The following is an 18,871-nucleotide window of genomic DNA, read 5'->3' as shown; positions in this document are numbered from 1 at the left end:
TTGCCCAACGACGCAATGACACCACTGTGCGAGCTTGAACATAACACGCCCCTTACTGTTCATAGATCACAGCATCAACTAAGCTTCAGTTTTACGCCATGCCCTAAGATTACCCTGATTAAGTGAGCATCTTGCACAAAGGCTTTTTGCAATCGCCATCGTCTCTCTGTCGTGTTGTTGTGCAGGCATGTTGTCTGAGAAACTGGCGTTTCCCGATCGAAGAGCCGGCCTGTTTTCACCGCTCCTGTGCCTTCGCCTCGCGGCGCCGCGGTGCCTTCAGCCAGCGCGTCCCGCCAGCTTCGCCGCCCCATAGGCAACCGCCTTACCTTTCCTCTGTGCCGCTATCGTTTTGGCTGCGTCTGCGCCGCAGGCCTCGGTCAGCTGTTGCCGCTGCGCTTGAGTCTGCTGCGGATCGGGAAAGCGCAGTTCCGAAAAGATGCCTTCCGCCCACGCCGGCCATTGCGCCGACTGAACCAGAAGGGCGCGGTACAACAAGGCCGGCGTAACTGGCAGCAAGCGCTACAGCTGCGCGGCGATGCGTGCTACTTTCGGCATCGCAAAGGACGTGCTGGTTACATCGCGATCGACAGCCGGTCCCGGCGGGAACATCGTCGAACGAACTAATTCGGGACAGGCCGGCGGAATAGCGCCGCCGTACTGCACCACTTCTAGCTTGATGACATTTCAAATGCCAGGACTAGAACGGAAGAACGCTGACGGAAGATCTGGCTCGGTTGCGAAGCTGCGTTAATTACCCAATTGAAATTCGTCGTAAGCAATTGAACCAACAGTCAAAGCTTGGAGGCTTTGACCCGGGTTAGCGACGCGCCGGCACGGCATCGAGGGCGCTTGAGTGGCGCCAGCCGCAACCATTTAAAAGAGTGTCAGAGGAGCCATTTGACCAGCGCTAATTTCATTCGATAACGGATGTCGACCATCCGATTCATCTAGTGAAGTCCGAATTAGTCTGATCGCGCGCGAGGTTATCAATCATGATGAGAAGTGCGCGGCGTACTGTAGCGATCTCACGATCGCTGATGCCTTCGAGTGCCAATGTATTGACTTCCTGCGCCAGCGGCACCAGTTCGTCCTGCAGCCTGCGTCCGTAAGGTGTCAGTTGGACGTAGATGTTTTTGCGGTTCTCGGGGCGTTGTTCCAGACTGACGTACCCGAGCGATTCCATGGCCCGCAAGGCGATAACGGTGGTGGGCTCCATGACGCCGGCCTCGACGCTCAGTTCGCGTTTGGTGATGCCGTCGCGTTCCCACAGGATGCGCAAGAAGGTCCAATGGCCCGGCAGCACCTGATGCTCGGCCAGGCGCGACTGGAGTGAACGCATGAACCCGCGCGTGGCGTCCTTCACCAGATGCGCCATCCGGTCGTTGGGAACGGCGTCGTGCCAGCGGCGGAGGACTCGTGCGGCGACTTCGGCTTCGTGCTTCTCGGCTGATTTGGACAAGGGCGCAGGAGAGGGAGTGGAGGATCGTCCCTATTGTGTCAGCTGACTCGTGGCGCAAGCTCCACGTCTTGGTCCGCGCCCGCCGAGGCCAGCAGCGCCAGGCAGACGGCGAGAGTCGAGCGGGCCCACGCGCCGTCGTGCAGCGGTGCCCGGCCCAGCACGATGGCTTCGAACAACTCGTCGATCACCTCGAAGCGCGCAACGGGAGGCGCAGTCAGTGGCCGCTTCGCCTTCTTGCGATCGCCATAGACCCAGGTGCCGTCGGGCATCGGTCGCACGTCGCCCCGCTCGCACGACACCACCACGGGCCCGAAGTGCTGGTGCCAGCGCCCGCCGGCATCCGGCGGCTGCGGCACGTAATCCGCGCCGCCGTAGGTGCCGGCGGCCTTGAGGCGCGCTTCGTCCTGCGCGGAATTCACCGCCGCCAGTCGCCGACGCGCCGCGCCATGGGCGTCGGGCGACTTGGCCGCCCCCATCTCGCCGATCCATCCGCACCATTCGTCGGAATCGAAATGCCCGTAGCCGCTGTAGCTCAGGCTGGCGAAGGCGCCGTCGTCGAACCACATCAGGGCCGAATAGGCCCCCTGCGTCGAGCGCGTCGGGTCCCAGTCGCCCGTGACGGCGCGCACCCGCGTGACCGCCGATCCGGCGAGCAGCCGCACCACGTCGACCTGGTGCGCCGCCTGGCTGAAGACCACGCCGCCGCCCTCCTCGGTCCGCAGCTCCTCGGGTCGTCGCGGCCGATAGAGGAAGTCGGTGTAGTTCAATGCCTGGATCATGCGCACCCGCCCGACTTCACCGCTGGCGATGATGTCGCGTGCCTGCAGGTACGGGGAATCGAAGCTGTGGCAATGGCCGACGATCAGCCGCACGCCGGCCGCGCGGCAGTCCTCGATCATGGCGTCGCACTCGGCCAGCGACAGCGCCATCGGCTTCTCGACCAGGACGTGCTTGCCGTGACGCGAGGCGATCCGGGTCTGCGCCGCGTGGAACTGGTGCGGACTGGCGATGTAGATCGCCTCGACCTCGGGATCGCTGGCGAGGCCTTCTATGCCGGTGTAGACCGGCGCATCGAAATCGCGCGCGAAGCGGGCGCGGGCCTCTTCGCGCGGATCGCAGGCGGCCACCAGCCGCACCCGGCTGTCTCTCAGCAGCGTCGGCAGCATCAGCGTGAAGGCCCGGCCCAGACCGGCGACACCCAGGCGGATCTGCCGATGCTCGGTCGTGGGCGCGGTCACAGATCGAGCACCAGTTCAGGCGATCTGGCGCGCGAGACGCAGATCATGATCTGGTGCTCCATCTCCTCGGGCATCAGCACCATGTCGCGGTGATCGGCCTCGCCGCCGAGCAATCCCGTGCGGCAGGTGCCGCAGGTGCCGCTCTCGCAAGACGACGCCGCGTCGCACCCGTGCTCGCGCAGCACCGAGAGGATCGACTGGCCCACCGGCACGTTGTATTCGCCGCCGCTGCGCGCCAGCTTGACCTTGAACGGCTGGTCCTCCGGACGCACGCCGCCGCCCTCGTTGAAACTCTCGAAATGCACGTTGGCCGGCGACCAGTGACCGGTCATGTCACGCACGGCCTCCATCAGCGGTCTCGGGCCGCAGCAGTAGACGTGCGCCGTGTTCGGCTTCTCGAGCGCTGGCCACAGATCGAAGGTGCGCGCCGGGTCGCCCTGGTCGTGATGGATGCGCACCTGCTTCTTCAGCTCCGGCTGGCTCAGATCGTCCAGGAACGCAGTACTGGCCGGCGACCGGGTCAGGTAGAAAAGCTTCCACGGCGCCGGCGGCAACTCGCCGAACGAACGGATCATCGACAGGATCGGCGTGATGCCGATGCCGCCGGCGATGAACAGGTAGCCCTTCGCCTTCTCGACCAGGGGGAAGGCGTTGTCGGGCACGGAGGTCGGCAGGGTGTCGCCCTCCTTCACGTCGTCGTGCATGCTGACCGAACCGCCCTGTCCAGCGGCGTCGCGCTTGACGGTGATGACGTAGCGATCGCGCTCGGCCGGATCGTTGGACAGCGAATACTTGCGCATCGCGCCGCTGGGCGTCTGCACCTTCACGTGCGAGCCGGGCGTGAACGGCGGCAGTTCGCTGCCGTCGGGCTGCACCAGCTCGAAGCTGCGGATGCCTTCGGCGACGTCGTAGGCGCGGGCGACGCGCAGCGGCATCTTGGTGTCGGCATGGGTCTGGATGTCGGTCATGACCACGCTCTCACTCGGCCTTCAGGTTGGCGCGGCCGGCGGCATCGGTGACGCGCGCGGTCTCGCTCTTCAACGCCTGCGCGAGCTGCTCAGGCGAGCCGCCGACCGGGTCGACACCCGCCAGACGCAGCTGCTCGATCACGTCGGGCCGCTTCACGATCCGGGCGATCTCGCTGCTCACGCGCGCGATGGCCCCGGCCGGCGTGCCCGTCTTGGCGAGCACAGCGACATTGAAAGCGAAGTCGAAGCCCGGGATCTTCTCGACCAGCGCAGGCATCTGCGGCGCCAAGGGCGAACGGGCCGCGCCGTTGGTGGCCAGCAGTTTGGCCTGGCCGGCCTTGACGAAGCCCATGAGCGAGGGCGGCGAGGCGAACACCATGTCGACCTGCCCGCCGATCATGGCCGGCACCGAATTGGCGCTGCCCCGGAACGGCACGTGCGTCATGACGATCCCGAGCCTCGAATTCATGGCCTCGGTGGTCAGGTGGTGGATGCTGCCGGTGCCCGAGGACCCGTAGTTCAGCGCGCCGGGCTTGGCCTTGGCCAGCGCGATGAGCTCGTCGAGGGTGTCGGCCTTGACGCTCGGATTGACGGCCAGGAACAGCGGCGCCTTGCCGACCAGCGAGACCGGCATGAAATCGGCGGTGGCGTCGTAGCTCATCTTCTTGATCAGCAGCGGCGTGATCGACAGCATCGGGCCATCGGTGACCAGCAATGTGTAGCCATCCGCCGGCGACTGAGTCAGCGTGGAAGCGGCACCGGCGCCGCCGGCGCCCGGCTTGTTCTCGACGAACACCGACTGGCCCAGCGCCTCGCCGAGCGGGCGCGACAGGATCCGCGCCACGGTATCGGGCAGGCCGCCCGGCGAGTAGGGCACGACCAGCTTCACCGGACGCGATGGGAACGTGTCGGCCCGCGCCGGCGCGGTGAGGATCAGGCAGGCCATGGCGGCCGAGGCGGCCAGCCAGCCCAGCATTGTTTGTTTCATAGGAATGTGTCTCCGTTGTTTTCTGGATGGCAGCGTCAGATGCTGTAGGACTCGTAGGTCGCGGGATGGAACAGCTCCTCGACGGGGACCTCGCGCGACGACAGGCCCTGGGCGTGGTGCGTGCGCACGAAGGCCTCAAGCGTCCGGCGTGCCGGAGCGACGCCGTAGGACCAGAAGTCCTCGCCCATGGTCTCGCGCGCGGCCTGCAGCTGCTCCTCGACGAAGGGCAGCGTCACCTTGGTCGCAGAGGTGTCCGACAGCAGCTGCAGCGCCGCCGCCTTCGACTGCGTGAAGGCCTTGACGAGGGCACCTGGCAGCCACGGATGCCGTTCGGCCAGCTCCTTGCGGATGGCGGCGACGTGCATGATCGGGAACACGCCCGTGCGGCGGAAATAGTCCTTGGCGACGGCAGTCGGATCGTCGAACAGCCACCCGATGTTCGGGTTGGCCAGCGCGGCCCGGCTGGGGGGCCGGGGGGCCATGAAGCCGTCGATGTCGCCCCGGTCGAGCAGCTCCGAGATCGTCGTGTCCGCCGGTGCCTGTTCGATGCGGACATCACCGGGCAGCTGCAGCTTGACCTTCTCAGGCCGGCCGGGCGTCTCGATGCCGCCGCGCACCCAGGTCACGTCCGAGGGACGCACGCCGAAGTCGTCTTCCAGGATCGCGCGCGCCCAGACGTTGGCGGTGAGCTGGTATTCGGGCAGGCCGATGCGCTTTCCCTTCAGGTCGGCCGGCTGGTCGATGCGGTCCTTGCGCACGTAGATCGACGTGTGGCGAAAGGCCCGCGACAGGAACACCGGCAGCGCGATGTAGGGGCACTCGCCGCGCGAATGCTTGACCAGGTAGCTGGAGAACGAGAGTTCGGTGACGTCGAAATCGACGCTGCGCATGGCGCGGAAGAACATCTCTTCCGGATTGAGCAGCATGTAGACCGGATCGACGCCGTCGATCTGCACCAGGCCGTCGAACAGCGCCCGCGTGCGGTCGTAGTTGCCCATGGCGACGGAGAGCTGGAGTTTGCTCATGGGATCAGGCCTTCACGGAATAGGAGTCTTCGAATTCGGGGTGACCCACGCCTTCGTGCCAGATGAAGCGGGTCTCGTGGACCCGCCAGTCCGTGGTCTTGGGCACGATCGCCTGGAACGCGCAGACCGCCGGCGTGGCAGCCTCGGCGCCCGTGCCGATGGCCGGCGCACCCTGTGCGAAGGCCTGCACGGCCTCGAGCATCTGCTTGCGGAACTCCACGATCGCCAGGTCGCTGGCACCCAGGCGGTCGTGCGTCCGGTCGGCGATTGGACCCATGGTCAGCCACATCGCTACGTCCTGATTGGGGAAACCGGTGATGCCGGTGAAGTTGCCGGCCTTCATGGCGTTGCGGTCCTGCCAGAACATGTTGTCCATCGTGCGCAGCGGGCGATACCGGGCGTCCAGATCGACGCCCACGGTCTGCCGCAGGAAGCGCCGCCAGGTCTCGGTCTCCGGCGTCTGCGCGGGATGGCCCCAGGCGATGAAATAGAACGCGGTGTTTGTGTCGTCCATCGGCACGTTGATGTTGGCCACGTTGTAGAGGTTGTTGGGCGGAATCAATGCGGTGGCCGGCGCCACGAAGACGGTCGAGCGCACGTAGTCGTTCACGGCGGCGTTGGTCAGCGGCCGGCGCAGCGCGGCGTAGCGGAAGCCGTAGCCGGTGCGCTGCACCTGCATGCGCGGCGCCTTGTCGGTGGAGGGGCGCAGCCAGGTGTTGGCGGTCGCCTGGGCGCCGTCCACGCGGGCGGGCACCATGTCCGACGAATGCAGGCTGGAGCTGTGCGCCGAATCGATGGCGCCCTCCAGAATCTGCGCCCAGTTGCACGGCAGCAGCACCTTGGCGATGCTCACGCGCGTCTCGGCCGTGGGTGCCCAGGCCGGCGGCCTAAACGCCGGTACGTCGTCCTTTGGACCCATGTAGGCCCAGACCAGGCCACCCCACTCGCTCGTCGGGTAGGCCGTGTGCTTGACCTTCTCGGCCATGCCGCTGGCAGACGGCTCCGAAGCCATCTCAAGCACGTTGCCATCGACGTCCATCTTCCAGCCGTGATAGAGGCAGCGCAGGCCCCCTTCCTCGTTGCGCCCGTAGACCAGCGAGGCACGGCGGTGCGGGCAGTACTCGTCCATCACGCCGACCCGGCCGTCGGTGTCGCGAAACACCACCAGGTCCTCGCCGAAGACGCGCGCCTTCACGGGCGCGCCGTCGGGCTCGCTCACCTCCTCCAGCAGGCAGACGGGCGTCCAGTGGCGCCGCATCAGTTGGCCCATCGGCGCCGTGCCTTCAACGCGGCAGAGCAGATCGTTTTCTTCCGAAGTCATCATGGAGTTTTCTCGTGGTGTGTTGTTGTCGAATCGAAATCAGGCGCTGGCCGTCACGACGTCGCGACGGCCCGGACTTGCACGGCCCCTGTCGCCGCTGAGACGGAGAACGACAGGTTTGGCGCCGTGCTGCAACTTGCACAGCCAATGGGACAGCGCCGAATCGAGGTGCTGCACATGCGCCGGGAACCATGCTGCAAGTTCCGCCGACAGTCGCCTCGCGACCGCGTGTTCGCCCCGCGCCAGACGCTCGGCGACGCCGCGCAGCGTGCCGAGCACGGCCTCGTGCTCCTTAATGTGGCATTCGCGGGGTGGAAAGCCGGTTGCCGTCATGAGGTCGTTCTCGACCGCGAAATGCGCCGCGGCCTCTTCAAGCACCGCCTTTAGCGCAGCGTGGAGGTCGTCGTCGAGCGCTTTTTGAAGTTGAGCGATCAGTGCGGCAAGGCGCTGGTGCTCGTCGTCCAAGCGCGGGTGTCCGAGCGACATCGAGTCGGACCAAGCGAGCAGTTCGGGCATCGTGGCGTTCATGAGGGTTGACGGAGTCTGTTTGAATCCGGCCATTTAGTTAGCTTGCTAAGTATATTAATTGGAACGTGTGCACGTCGCAATACTTTGGAATCGGTGTTTCCCCAGGGGTCGGTTGCTCTCACCGCTCCGCCGGGTTGATGGGACAGCACATTGCCTTTGGCTGTCCGTTGCTGTGGCATCGAGCCTGAAACCCTCACGCGTCAAGACGACCCTGGCCGTGGAAAAAATCGGTGCGGGACGTTCTACGTCACTTCAGTGCGCCCTGCCCAGTGACGCTGGCGCGCCTGACGAATGCGATCGAAAGAGTCCAAGGCTGCCAGGGCCCTCGACCGAACTTCAAACAGAATGCGGCCGCATGGCCAACATGGCAGCGCTTCAGGCAGCACCTGAAGCCGTTATGCGTTGGAGTCGACCACGAAGCCGCGCTCACGCCATCGCCCCGTTGCGGGACTTGCTTGGACGCCCTCAGGCCAACTTACAGCGAGAGGCGAGTTGAAAGCCTTGATTGTGGTGAGAACCTTCATGACTTCGAGTGGGGGCCCGACGCCGATCGCGCTTTGAATGCGTACACCATCTGACGTGTCTTAAGCCAACTTCCATGTTGATAAATCACATAATCAACCATTTTGGATTTTCAGCGTTAACGATGTGTCTCGTGTTGTCGAATGACACTTTCGATTCACCCTGAGACACCGCCGGCCCGCGAAGCGATGTCCAGCAGGTCGCGATCGGTGGGTTGGTCCCATGCCGGACCATGGGTGGCTTGCGCGTAGTAGCGGACCATGTCCTGCACGACGATTTGGTGTTCCCAGCCGCTCGACTGCAGGCGCTTGCGGATCGATGGATGGACATTGCGCTGTTCCATGTCCTGCAGCAACGCGCGCTCCAGGTCGTTCTGCGCGTCCTGGGAGAGTTGCTGGATCTCCTCGATCACCTGCGTGCGCCGCTCCCTCAGCCATTGCTCGGCCCACTTCGCGTGGCGCATCGCCTGTGCGGCGCGGACGACCGGGCTTGCGGGGTCGATCCTGGCCGCTTGCGCGACCTGCTCGGTCTGGACGCGTTTGGCTTCTCCCGGCATGAGCGACTTCAGGTAGCGGTAGGGATCACGCAAGGGCTCCGGAAACCCCGAGGCGACGCGTCGTTCGAGCGCGTCCAGGCCCGCCGCCAGTGACGCTTCGCCGAACTCTTCCAGCAGCGATTCCGCGCGATCGCTGTCGATGCCCTGGCGCCCGGCGCGTTCGATCACGGCGATGTCCACGGGTCGGGTCGATGCGATCAGGGGAAGGTCCTGCTGCGACTTCGGCTTGACGAGGAACTGCAGGTCCGAGATGAAGCGACCGGCCTTGTACTCGACCAGTTCGATCTCGATGTCGGTGACCGCGGAGATCTCGGCGATGGCGAGGCGCAGGCAGTCGCGCTTGAAGACGCGGTATTCCATGCGGGCCGTCTTCTCGTTGTCCGGCCGTCCCGTGAGCACCGGCCGCCACCAATGCCAGGATTGGCGGGCCGTGCGCCCGATGTCCTTGTAACGTGTGCAGATCTCGTAGAGGGCCAAGCCCGCGTGCGTGCGCAACTGCGAGAGGATCGGCAATTGCAGACGCGCGAAAACGCGCGGCTCCAGCAGCTCCTGACGCATGTTCACGGCGTAGGACCATTCGACCCAGATCTCACCGCGCACCTTCGTGAGCTTCGCATGCGAGAGCAGGCCGCAAACGGTCCAGTATCCGCCCTCCCCTGACGTGGGCGACTGCCACTCGACCGTCGTGGAGACCATGCCGCGCAGGTGCTTCTTGATCAGTTCCAGGTCGTTGGAGCCGTAGTCGATGCTCTTGACGACCCGCGACAGCGTGGCGGTGAAGACTTCCTTGTCCAGTCCCTGGTTCTGGGCCAGATGCAGGAGGACGTTCCAGCTCTTGCGCGCAAGAATGGTGATCTTCTTTTCCTTGGGCGTCCAACCGAGCGTGTTGACCGGCTTGAGCAGAGGTTGCTGGAACAGGGCGATCTGCGCATCGCCGGACAAAGCAGCCCGTCTGCGGGGCCGAGGAAGGGGCGGGGCTTCGGTCGGGAGATCCATTGGGGCACTCTACCGCAGCGTCGCTTCAGGAGAAACCGCGACTCACATCAAGACACGTCGAGGAAAACGACTTTCAACTCCTGAAAACCCTCACGTGTGCGAAGCCATGAGCGAGGAAGTGACTCCTGAAAACCCTCACCTCTGCGCTCGCTGTGGCATTGCGTTGCCGCGTCACAGGCTCTCTCCGATGCCTGATGGGACCCGATTCCGGGGGAAGCAGATGAAAACCTGCAGCACTTGCCCACCACTCGACCGGACTCACGAAGACCCTCACGTCAGGTCCTGCCGCCCTGCATGCGTGTTCCTGTAGATGCATACGGACGCTCCTGAAAAGTCGCCGGATGCTCCTGTATCCACCTGCAAAATATGAGTTAACCCATTGATCCGTATGAACTTTTTTTTCTCTAAATGTATTAAAGGAACTAAAGGGTTGATACTTTATAAATCCTCAGGGTGTCTGATATGTGCAAAAGAAGACCTGAGCATCTCTCTAAAACGAGTTCCAACCTTCTCTGCAGGGACCTTAGTTGACACAATGTACGGTGAACCGCCGCTTTCCGTAAAAGGTCCGGCATCCGTTTCATCAGGAGCATTGTGTTGAACAAATTGAATTTGACTCGTCCGCGTCGGATCACGCTCGCGAACATCGCCGATCAGGCCGAGCGGGCGATCGCGATGATGGGAGAGATCAGGGTGGCCATGCTGGCGCCGTCGGCACGCAAGTCACCGCCGGTCTTCAACCTCAGCCAGCTTGCAGCGATGTGCTCGGCCGAGAAGGGTTCCGTCAGTCACCGGATCGCCAAGGGCGACCTGCCGGCTGGGCAACTGAACAGTTCCGGCAGCCGGCGGGAATTCACGCTGCAGGAGTCACGGTCGTGGGTCAAGGAGTACCGCAAGGAGTTTCTCCGGCCAGTGGGTGCGGAAGCGGTGACGATCAGCATCGGCAATTTCAAGGGGGGGGTGTCGAAGACCACCACGGCGGTCACCCTGGCCCAGGGACTGTCGCTGCTCGGACATCGGGTGCTGGTGATCGACACCGATCCGCAGGGGTCCTTGACGACGTTGTTCGGCATCCTTCCGGACACCGAGGTCAATGAAGAGGAGACCATCCTTCCGCTGGCGATGGGGTCCGAGACGTCCATCCGTTACGCGATCCGGTCGACGTACTGGGACGGCATCGATCTGGTCGCGGCGGCGCCGCTCTTGTTCGGTGCCGAGTTCGCCCTCCCCGCTCGCCAGTCCCAGGAGCCGGGCTTCGAATTCTGGCGTGTGCTCGATCTGGGAATCGACGACGTCCGTTCCGACTACGACGTGATCGTGATCGACACGCCACCTTCCCTTTCCTACGTGACGATCAATGCGTTCATGGCGTCGAACGGGATCGTGATGCCCCTTCCGCCCAGTGCGCTGGACTTCGCGTCGGCCGCGCAGTTCTGGAGCATGTTCTCGGAATTGACGAATTCGCTGTTGACCGAGCGGGGATTGACCAAAGAGTTCGATTTCATCAACGTCCTGTTGTCGCGGGTCGATTCCTCGGACGCGGCGAGCGGCGTGGTGCGCCAGTGGATCGGGTCGACGTACGCGGAAAAGGTGCTGCCGATCGAGATCCCCAAGACGGCGGTGACGGCCACGGCCAGCGCCGAGTTCGGGACGGTGTACGACGTGTCGCGCTACGACGGGAACGCACGGACGTTCAAGCGTGCCAGAGACGCCTACGACCAGTTCGTCTCGCTGGTCGAGGGCTCGATCCGGACGGTATGGGACCGGCAGCTCGACGAGTCGGTGCGAGCGACTGCAAAGAAAGGAGTCAAGTGATGGCGCGCAATCTGTTGGCGAAGGCGGGGCGGGTGATGATCCCGCCGCCCAAGGTCGAAGTCTCCGGCGACGCCGCATCCCGGCCGGTCGCGCCGGCGGCGCCCGAGAGAGGCAGCCTGGCGGTCAAGCCCAAGACGGCGCCCGGTACGCTGATGGGTTTCATGGCCAACCAGTCGGAGGCGATGAAGGAGAACGAGCTGCTGCGCACGCAGGCGGCCCGTTTCGAGGGTGCCGAGCCCACCCGGCTGCTCGATGCGACCAAGGTTGTGCCGTCGCGGTGGGCCAACCGGCACAGTTCGTCTTTCGAATCCGCGGACTTCGCCGCCCTGAAGGACGAGATCGGACGTGCCGGGGGTAACGTGCAGCCGATCAAGGTGCGGCCGATCCCGGAGGGCGCCCCCGGGGGGGTAGGACCGTCCTACCCCCCCGGGGGGCCGTCGTACGAAATCGTCTTTGGTCACCGGCGCCATCGCGCTTGCCTCGAACTCGGCCTGCCGGTCCTCGCGCTGATCGAATCGGCCAGCGAGCAGGAGTTGTTCGTGCAGATGGAGCGGGAGAACCGTAACCGCGCCGATCTCTCCGCCTGGGAACAGGGCGTGATGTACACGCGCGCACTCGACCATGGGCTGTACGCTTCCAATCGCCAGCTCGCGTCGGCCATCGGGCGGGACGTCGCGGACGTCGGCAAGGCGATCTCCCTGGCGCGCCTTCCACAAGCGGTGATCGATGCATTCCATTCTCCGCTCGACCTGCAATTCCGTTGGGCGAAACCCCTGAACGATGTCCAGCAGAGCGATCCGGAAGGCCTGCTGCGTCGGGCCAAGTCGATCAACGGCAAGGGCATGAATGCCAAGGAAGTCCTGGCCGTCCTGACGGGCGCGGTGCAGGGCACGCCGGCGGCCTACGCGCCGCCCAACAGGATCGACATCGAACGCGACGGCACCGTCGTCGCGACGATCTCCACGTCCGCCATCGGCCAGGTGAACGTGAAGATCAATCAGAAGCTCGACGAGAGCCGCAGACAGAAACTTGCGGCGTTGATCGAATCGTTCCTCAAATAGGAGCGCGTTCGCGTTGGCGGTCGGGGGGGTAGGACGGTCCTACCCCCCCCTTTTTTTTCTTTGCGAGGGCGTGACGGCCGAGTTTGCTCGCTCATCCCAGCGACTGTCACGTGTCGAATGATGTCCTGCGTCGTTGCGAAGGCCATCTGGCCCGTCTGACGACGTATGGATCTCAATCGAGAAATGGACCATGCCGGCTTTTGAGACGTGGAACCCACACCGGTGATTTGGATCGACTCACGCCGCGCGAACTCGCCGGATTGTTCGTGACTCCCCTCCTCAGGATCGCGCCTCATCGACCTGGCGCAGCCAGTGACCGGCACCCCTGGGCATCGATCGGACACCAAGAGCGCGCCGGTTGGCCACCGCCGGAGTTTCTGGCGCATGTCCTGTCAAGGGGTCAGCGCTTGTCTTCAGACGCCGGCGTGTCAGCGATCGAGCCGAATTCATCGCCATGCGGGCACACACGTCAGTCGGTGAGCCACTCTTCGATTGGTACTTCAGGACCAAAGGCAACGAATACTCGATAAATGAAGTTAGTGAACACAAACACTTTGGCGCGGCGAAGAGTGGACCCAAAGCATCGTCGGCAGCCGGCGAACTCACGCGGGCTGCCACGTGAGAGCTGCGCACCCCTGCCGCTTCCTTTCACGGCATTCGCACTCGCACTCGCACTCGCACCGGCACCCGCATCGGCGCCGGCATCGAAACACTGGAAGCGACGAATCTCGCCGCCGCAGCCCACGTCCGAAATATTTCTTCTCGATGTGCGGGTTTTCTCTCAATTTCTCCCACCGCGTGTCGATCACTGAGGACACAGCGAATGCGCAGCCTCCGAACCGACATGCACTCTCCCAGGGCCTTCCCCACACTCCCGCACGCGCCGCGACGACGGCGGCCGTGGGCGGCCGCGCTGGTGCTCGTGCTGGCGACATCGACCCAGGCGCAAACGCAGACGCAGACGCAGACCCCGGCACCGACGGAGCCGATGTTCGACTCGCCCTGGAAGCTCAGTGGCTTCGGCACGCTGGGCGTGGTCGGTCAGTCCGGAGGCAACGACTGGGGCTTCGTGCGCAACAGCACCCAGCTCGGCGCGGGGTCGCGGCTCAGCGCGACGCCCGACAGCCGGCTGGGCGTCCAGCTGAACTGGAACCCGGGCACGCAGTGGGAGGCCGGGGTCCAGGGCGTCGTCCTGTCCAAGCCGTCCGGTACCCCCCGGGCCGAGAACATCGACTGGGCCTACGTCGGCTACCGCGTCCTGCCCGACACGCGGCTGCGCGTCGGCCGCACCAGCCCCGACATCTTCCTGTTCGCGGACAGCCGCAACGTCGGCTTCGCGCTGCCGTGGGCGCGTCCTCCGGTGGACTTCTACGGCTTCGCGCCGCTGGTGTCGATCGACGGCGCCGACCTGGAACAGCGATGGTCGGGCGACGACACGTCCTGGCGCGCCCGGCTCACGGCCGGTTCGGTGCGCACCGGCGTGACCGATGTCGAAGGCCGACGGTTGCCGGTCAAGGGCCGCGACGCCCTGGCGCTGGGGCTGTCGCGGGAGGAGGGCGGTCTGCTGCTCAAGGCCAGCTACCTGCGCAGCCGGTTCCGGGTCGACGTCGGCGACGGCCCCTCGCAGTTGCGCGAGGGCCTCGGCCAGCTGGGCCAGCTGCCGGTGCCGGGACTCGCCGGCGCGCTCGACACCCTGAGCCAGAACCTGTGGAGCGGCGGGCCTTCGAGCTACATGGCCCTGGCGGCGCAGTACGACACGGGACCGTGGACCTTCATCGCCGAGGGCAGTCAGCTGCGGATCGCGCGCAGCCCGCTGAACGCGAAGCGTGCCTACGTCAGCGCGGGCTATCGCCAGGGCTCGCTCACCTACTACGGCATCGCGAGCCGCGTCAGGCCCGACCAGGCCCCCTTCGCCGCGCCCGACGCGGCCGGTTCACTGACGCCGCTGATCGGCGCCGAGGGCGCCCAGGAAGCCCAGGGGCTGATCGGCCTCGCCGCCGCGGCCGGCCACAACTACCGCTACGACCAGACCACGCTGGGCGTCGGCCTGCGCTGGGACTTCACGCCCACCGCCGCACTGAAGCTGCAGGTCGATCGCTTCGACGTGCGCACCGACGGCGCGGCCGGATGGCGTTTCGCCGACGGGCGCAGCGGCCGGGGCACCCTGGTGTCCGTGCTGGTCGACTTCGTGTGGGGACAATGATGCGCACGCCTTCACGCCGTCGCCGGCCTTCGATGGCACTCCTGCTGCTGATGCTCGCGGGCCCGTTCGCCCCGGCCCGGGCGGTCGAGCCGCTCTACGTGGTGGTGTCGGCGCAGAGCCCCGTGCGTGCGCTGGCCCAGAAGGACGTGCTCGCGCTCTACACCGGACGCACCCGGACCCTGCCCGGGGGCGAGGTCGCCACCCCGCTCGACCAGCAGCGCGACGGCGCGGCGCGCGCGGACTTCTATCTGGCGCTGACCGGCATGGACATCGCCCGGATCAACAGCTACTGGGCCCGGCTCCACTTCACGGGCCAGGTGCAGCCCCCGCGCACCGTCGAGGACGATCCGGCCATGCTCCAGCGCCTGCGCGCCGATCCCACGGCCATCGGCTACCTCACGCGCGAGCCGCAGGACAGCTCGGTGCGGGTCGTCCTTCGGCTGCCCTGAACGCCACGAACCGCCGCTCCACGATGCCCAGCCGCAGCCTCCACGCCCGTTTCAGGACCGTCGTCTTCGGCATCGCCGCCGTGCTGGCGGCGCTGGTCGCGACCGTGGTCTACGTCAGCGCCCGCGCGCACTACATGGAAGCCGGGGAGACGTCCGCGCGCGCCATCGTCGCGGCCGTCCAGCAGACCGTGGCCGTCGGCGCCTACGCGCGCGACGACGTGCTGCTGGGCGAACTGATCGGCGGGGTGGCCCATCACCCCTCGGTCTCGCGGGTCCGGGTGCTGGACGCCCAGGGCGGCGTGATGGCCACGGCCGACGGCGCGACCGCCAGCGCCGACCGTGGCGCCGCCGCGGCGCGCGCGCCGTCCTTCGAGTCCACGTTGTCCTCGCCTTTCAATCCCGCCGAGGAGGTGGGGCGGTTGTGCGTCTGGCTGGACACGACCCGGCTCGCGGCCGAGGCGCGCCGTCAGGCCGCCATCCTGGTCGCGGCGCTGATCGTGATGCTCGCGGGCGTGCTGATGGTCTTCAACGCCCTGGCGAGCCGGCTGCTGTCGCGTCCGATGCACCGGCTGGCCGAAGCCCTGGAACGCCTGCGGCCGGGTTCGTCCGAGCGCCTGACCACCGCGCCGCGCCACGCGAACGACGAGGTCGGCGTCGTGACCGCCGCGGCCAACCGGCTGCTCGACCTCCAGCAGCAGGCGCTGGAGCGCGAGCGCGCCATGCGCGGCGAGATCGCCGCCCTGGAAGCGCGCTATCGCGGCATCTTCGACTCCACCAGCGCCGGCATCTTCATCCTCTCGGCGGCCGGCGAACTGCTGCAGGCCAACCCCGCGCTCAGCCGACTGCTGGGGCGACAGGCCGAGGACGTCGACGCCGCCTCCCTGCCGGATTTCGCCGCGAGCGTGTTCGTGCTGCCCACGCGCCTGTGGCGGCTCGTCGAACAGGCCCGGTCCTCGGCGCAGCCCGAGGCGGGGGACCTGGAACTGGTGCGCGACGACGGCAGCACGCTGTGGGCGCACTGCATGGTGTCGGTCCTGGCGGACGCGGCCTCGGGACTGCAGCGCATCGAGGGGGTGCTCTACGACATCACGCAGCGCAAGGTGCAGGAGCACGCCGCGCAGCACCGCGCCGAGCACGACGCGCTGACCGGACTCAAGAGCCGCGCGTACATCGAATCGTCGCTCGGCCAGCACCTCTACACCGCGCGCCGCGACGAGGGCGCGGTCACGCTCATGTTCATCGACCTCGACGGCTTCAAGGGCGTCAACGACCGCTGGGGCCACGCGGCGGGCGACGCGGTGCTGGTGGAGGCGGCGCAGCGCCTGCGCACGCTGTTCCATCGGCCGTGCGACATCGTCGGGCGCCTGGGGGGCGACGAACTGGTGGTGATGATCGTCGGCGTCGAGGCCACCGACCCGAGCATCGGCGAACTCGCCCGGCAGCTCATCGAGCGTTTCGGCGCCGCCTTCGTGCTGCCCAACGGCGAGCGCGCGCGCGTCGGCGCGAGCGTCGGCGTGGCCAGCTACCCGCTGCACGCCGCCAATTCCAAGACGCTGATCCATGCCGCCGACGCCGCCATGTACGCGGTCAAGCAGTCGGGCAAGGGCGGCTTCGTGATCGCCGACACCGGCCCGGCGACCTCGCACGCCGCGCGCGCCGACATGCCGGCGATGCCGGTGGCGTCCGATTTCGCCGCCGGGCATCGCGACGCGCTCACCGGCCTGTGCGACCGCCGCGCGCTGGTCGACCGGCTCGCGGCCGCGCAGGCGCGCGTGATCGCGGGGGAAGCGCCCATGGCCGTGGTCTGCCTGGACATCGACCGCTTCAAGCTGCTCAACGTGGCGCACGGTGCCCACATCGGCGACGAGGTGCTGTGCGAGGTGGCCCGCCGCTTCCAGGGCGTGCTGCGCCGCGGCGACCTGATCGCGCGCACGGGCAGCGACGAGTTCGTCGCGCTCGTCGCCTCGGAAGGCGGTGGCGGCGCGGCGCACGACCGAGGTCGTGGCGCGCAAGCTGCTCGACAGCCTGCACGAGCCGTTCCGCATGAGCACCTGCACGCTCGCCATCCACGCCAGCGCGGGCGCCAGCCTGATCGACGCGCACACCGTCGACGGCCTGGTCGTGCTGCGCGAGGCGCAGCTCGCACTGCGCCGCTCGAAGACCGCCGGGCGTGGCGGCCTGATCGTCTTCGAGCACGCCATGATGGCCGGCTTCCACGAACGGCTCGCGCTGGAGGAGGACCTGCGCGCGGCCATCGGCTCGCCCCAATTGTTCCTGCACGTGCAGCCGCAGGTCGACCGGTGGGGGACGGTGGGCGGGGGCGAGGCGCTGCTGCGCTGGCGTCACCCCGAGCGTGGACTGGTGCCGCCCGACCAGTTCATCCCGCTGGCCGAGTCGTGCGGCGCCATCGTGGAGCTGGGCCTGTGGGTGCTGCACGCGGGGTGCCGCATCCTGGTCGAACTGCGCCGTGGGCACGGCCACCAGACGCTCGCCATCAACATCAGCCCGGTTCAGTTCAACCACCCGGATTTCGTCGCGCAGGTGCGCGAAGCGCTGCACGTGAACCATGCACCCGCCGACGGCCTGATCCTGGAAATCACCGAGGGGCTCCTGATCACCGACGTCGCCCAGGTCACCGAGCGCCTGCGTGAACTGGTCGCGCTGGGCGTGCGGTTCTCGATCGACGACTTCGGCACCGGCTTCTCCAGCCTGGGCTACCTGCGCCAGCTGCCGTTGCACGAGATCAAGATCGATCGCAGCTTCATCGTCGGACTGCCCAACGACGTGGCGAGCGCCGGCATCGTGTGCTCGATCCTGTCGATGGGTTCGCACCTGGGCCTGCACGTGGTGGCCGAGGGCGTCGAGACGCCCGAGCAGGCGCTGTTCCTCACCCAGCACGGCTGCCCCTCGCAGCAGGGCTGGCTGCATGGCCGGCCGATGCCGCCGGACGCTTTCCTGCTGGCGTGCCGGTCGGACGAGCGGGCCGTGGCCGCGTGACGCGACGCCAGCCCCGCCTTCAGCGGCGGCGCAGCAGGACGATCGCCGCGGCGGTCAGCACGGCCGTGCCGAGCGCCGTGTAGGCGACCGCGCGCACCGGGTCTTCGTGGATGTAGTCGCTGGCGGTCTGCCGGGCGGCTTCGAAGCGGTCTTGCGCCTCGCGCACCTTCTGTCCCGTGGCGTCCACGGCGTGGCTGGCATAGGTGCGGGTGGCCTCGACGGCCTTCGCGCCCGAGCGCTGGACCTTGTCGGCCACGCGGGACACGGTCTCCTTGGCATCGCCGGCGACCTGGGCGGCCTTTTCCTTGACGTCCTGTACGCCGTCGACGATCTCACCCTTGACTTCCTCGACCTTGTCGGCTGCCTGGTCCTTGACCTCCTCGGCCTTGTCCGCGATCTGGTCCTTCGCGTCGACGGCCTGGTCCTTGACGTCCTTCGCCTTGTCGACGACCTGGTCCTTCACGTCCCTGGCCTTGTCGACCGCCTGATCCTTGGCGTCCCTGGTGGTGTCCGCGACCTTGCCTGTGGCACGTTCGACGTCCTTGCGGATCTCGGCCGACGACGCGGTGGCGGGCGTCTTCTGGTCCTTCGACGCGTCGTTGAAGGCGTTGGCGGTGTTGTTCGAAGCGGCTGGGAAATTGGCGATGGGCTTGTTGTTTTCCATGGCGGGTCCGGAAAAATGGAGGGGAAAAGGGTTCTGGGCGAACCGGCGAAGGCACTCATCTTGGGCGGTCCGGCAGGCACG

14 protein-coding genes and 1 pseudogene are annotated in these 18,871 nt (G+C 66.5%); 6 read left to right on the top strand and 9 right to left on the bottom strand.

Annotation, left to right across the window (positions count from 1 at the left end; translation table 11 throughout):
• Positions 1 to 943 precede the first annotated feature (943 nt).
• From NF681_21580 to NF681_21545, 8 genes are all read right to left on the bottom strand, one after another.
• On the bottom strand, positions 944 to 1,459 hold the full coding sequence (locus NF681_21580) for a MarR family transcriptional regulator (GenBank protein ID UST56195.1): 516 nt from the start codon (positions 1,457 to 1,459) through the stop codon (positions 944 to 946).
• Between the two features lie 38 nt (positions 1,460 to 1,497).
• Positions 1,498 to 2,625 carry a Gfo/Idh/MocA family oxidoreductase gene (locus NF681_21575; GenBank protein UST56393.1) on the bottom strand — a complete coding sequence of 376 codons (1,128 nt, stop codon included), beginning with the start codon at positions 2,623 to 2,625 and terminating at the stop codon, positions 1,498 to 1,500.
• 68 nt (positions 2,626 to 2,693) lie between these two features.
• The gene (locus tag NF681_21570) at positions 2,694 to 3,665 is read right to left on the bottom strand and encodes a PDR/VanB family oxidoreductase (GenBank protein UST56194.1); all 972 of its coding nucleotides are present in this window, start codon (positions 3,663 to 3,665) and stop codon (positions 2,694 to 2,696) included.
• A gap of 10 nt (positions 3,666 to 3,675) precedes the next feature.
• The gene (locus NF681_21565) at positions 3,676 to 4,653 is read right to left on the bottom strand and encodes a tripartite tricarboxylate transporter substrate-binding protein (protein UST56193.1); all 978 of its coding nucleotides are present in this window, start codon (positions 4,651 to 4,653) and stop codon (positions 3,676 to 3,678) included.
• A gap of 35 nt (positions 4,654 to 4,688) precedes the next feature.
• Positions 4,689 to 5,678 carry an ABC transporter substrate-binding protein gene (locus NF681_21560; GenBank protein ID UST56192.1) on the bottom strand — a complete coding sequence of 330 codons (990 nt, stop codon included), beginning with the start codon at positions 5,676 to 5,678 and terminating at the stop codon, positions 4,689 to 4,691.
• A 4-nt stretch (positions 5,679 to 5,682) separates the two neighbouring features.
• Positions 5,683 to 7,002 (bottom strand): Rieske 2Fe-2S domain-containing protein, encoded by a 1,320-nt coding sequence (locus NF681_21555; GenBank protein ID UST56191.1) that lies wholly within the window; start codon positions 7,000 to 7,002, stop codon positions 5,683 to 5,685.
• A 36-nt stretch (positions 7,003 to 7,038) separates the two neighbouring features.
• Positions 7,039 to 7,515 carry a hemerythrin domain-containing protein gene (locus NF681_21550; GenBank protein UST56190.1) on the bottom strand — a complete coding sequence of 159 codons (477 nt, stop codon included), beginning with the start codon at positions 7,513 to 7,515 and terminating at the stop codon, positions 7,039 to 7,041.
• Positions 7,516 to 8,206: 691 nt separating this feature from the next.
• Complete coding sequence (locus tag NF681_21545) at positions 8,207 to 9,601, bottom strand: replication initiation protein (GenBank protein ID UST56189.1); 1,395 nt, start codon at positions 9,599 to 9,601, stop codon at positions 8,207 to 8,209.
• A gap of 597 nt (positions 9,602 to 10,198) precedes the next feature.
• Here NF681_21545 and NF681_21540 point away from each other — a divergent pair.
• From NF681_21540 to NF681_21515, 6 genes and pseudogenes are all read left to right on the top strand, one after another.
• Positions 10,199 to 11,416, top strand: coding sequence for an AAA family ATPase (locus tag NF681_21540; protein UST56188.1), 1,218 nt, complete (start codon positions 10,199 to 10,201; stop codon positions 11,414 to 11,416).
• Positions 11,416 to 12,477: a ParB/RepB/Spo0J family partition protein gene (locus NF681_21535; GenBank protein ID UST56187.1), complete on the top strand. Its 1,062-nt coding sequence runs from the start codon at positions 11,416 to 11,418 to the stop codon at positions 12,475 to 12,477. The genes NF681_21540 and NF681_21535 overlap by 1 nt, the downstream gene beginning before the upstream one ends.
• Positions 12,478 to 13,321: 844 nt before the next feature.
• Complete coding sequence (locus tag NF681_21530) at positions 13,322 to 14,680, top strand: hypothetical protein (GenBank protein UST56186.1); 1,359 nt, start codon at positions 13,322 to 13,324, stop codon at positions 14,678 to 14,680.
• A gap of 32 nt (positions 14,681 to 14,712) precedes the next feature.
• Positions 14,713 to 15,129 carry a hypothetical protein gene (locus NF681_21525; protein UST56185.1) on the top strand — a complete coding sequence of 139 codons (417 nt, stop codon included), beginning with the start codon at positions 14,713 to 14,715 and terminating at the stop codon, positions 15,127 to 15,129.
• Positions 15,130 to 15,848: 719 nt separating this feature from the next.
• Positions 15,849 to 17,039 (top strand): annotated as a pseudogene (locus tag NF681_21520) (diguanylate cyclase).
• 292 nt (positions 17,040 to 17,331) lie between these two features.
• A complete protein-coding gene (locus NF681_21515) occupies positions 17,332 to 18,126 on the top strand; it encodes an EAL domain-containing protein (GenBank protein UST56392.1) in 795 nt (264 codons plus the stop codon).
• 19 nt (positions 18,127 to 18,145) lie between these two features.
• Here the strand turns inward: NF681_21515 and NF681_21510 are convergent, their stop codons facing one another.
• Complete coding sequence (locus tag NF681_21510) at positions 18,146 to 18,790, bottom strand: hypothetical protein (protein UST56184.1); 645 nt, start codon at positions 18,788 to 18,790, stop codon at positions 18,146 to 18,148.
• Positions 18,791 to 18,871: the final 81 nt, after the last annotated feature.

This window comes from Comamonadaceae bacterium OTU4NAUVB1 (assembly GCA_024372625.1).
Lineage (GTDB): Bacteria > Pseudomonadota > Gammaproteobacteria > Burkholderiales > Burkholderiaceae_C > Variovorax.
The sequence above is the reverse complement of the archived record's forward strand: the minus strand, read 5'-3'. Positions and strand labels throughout refer to the sequence as shown.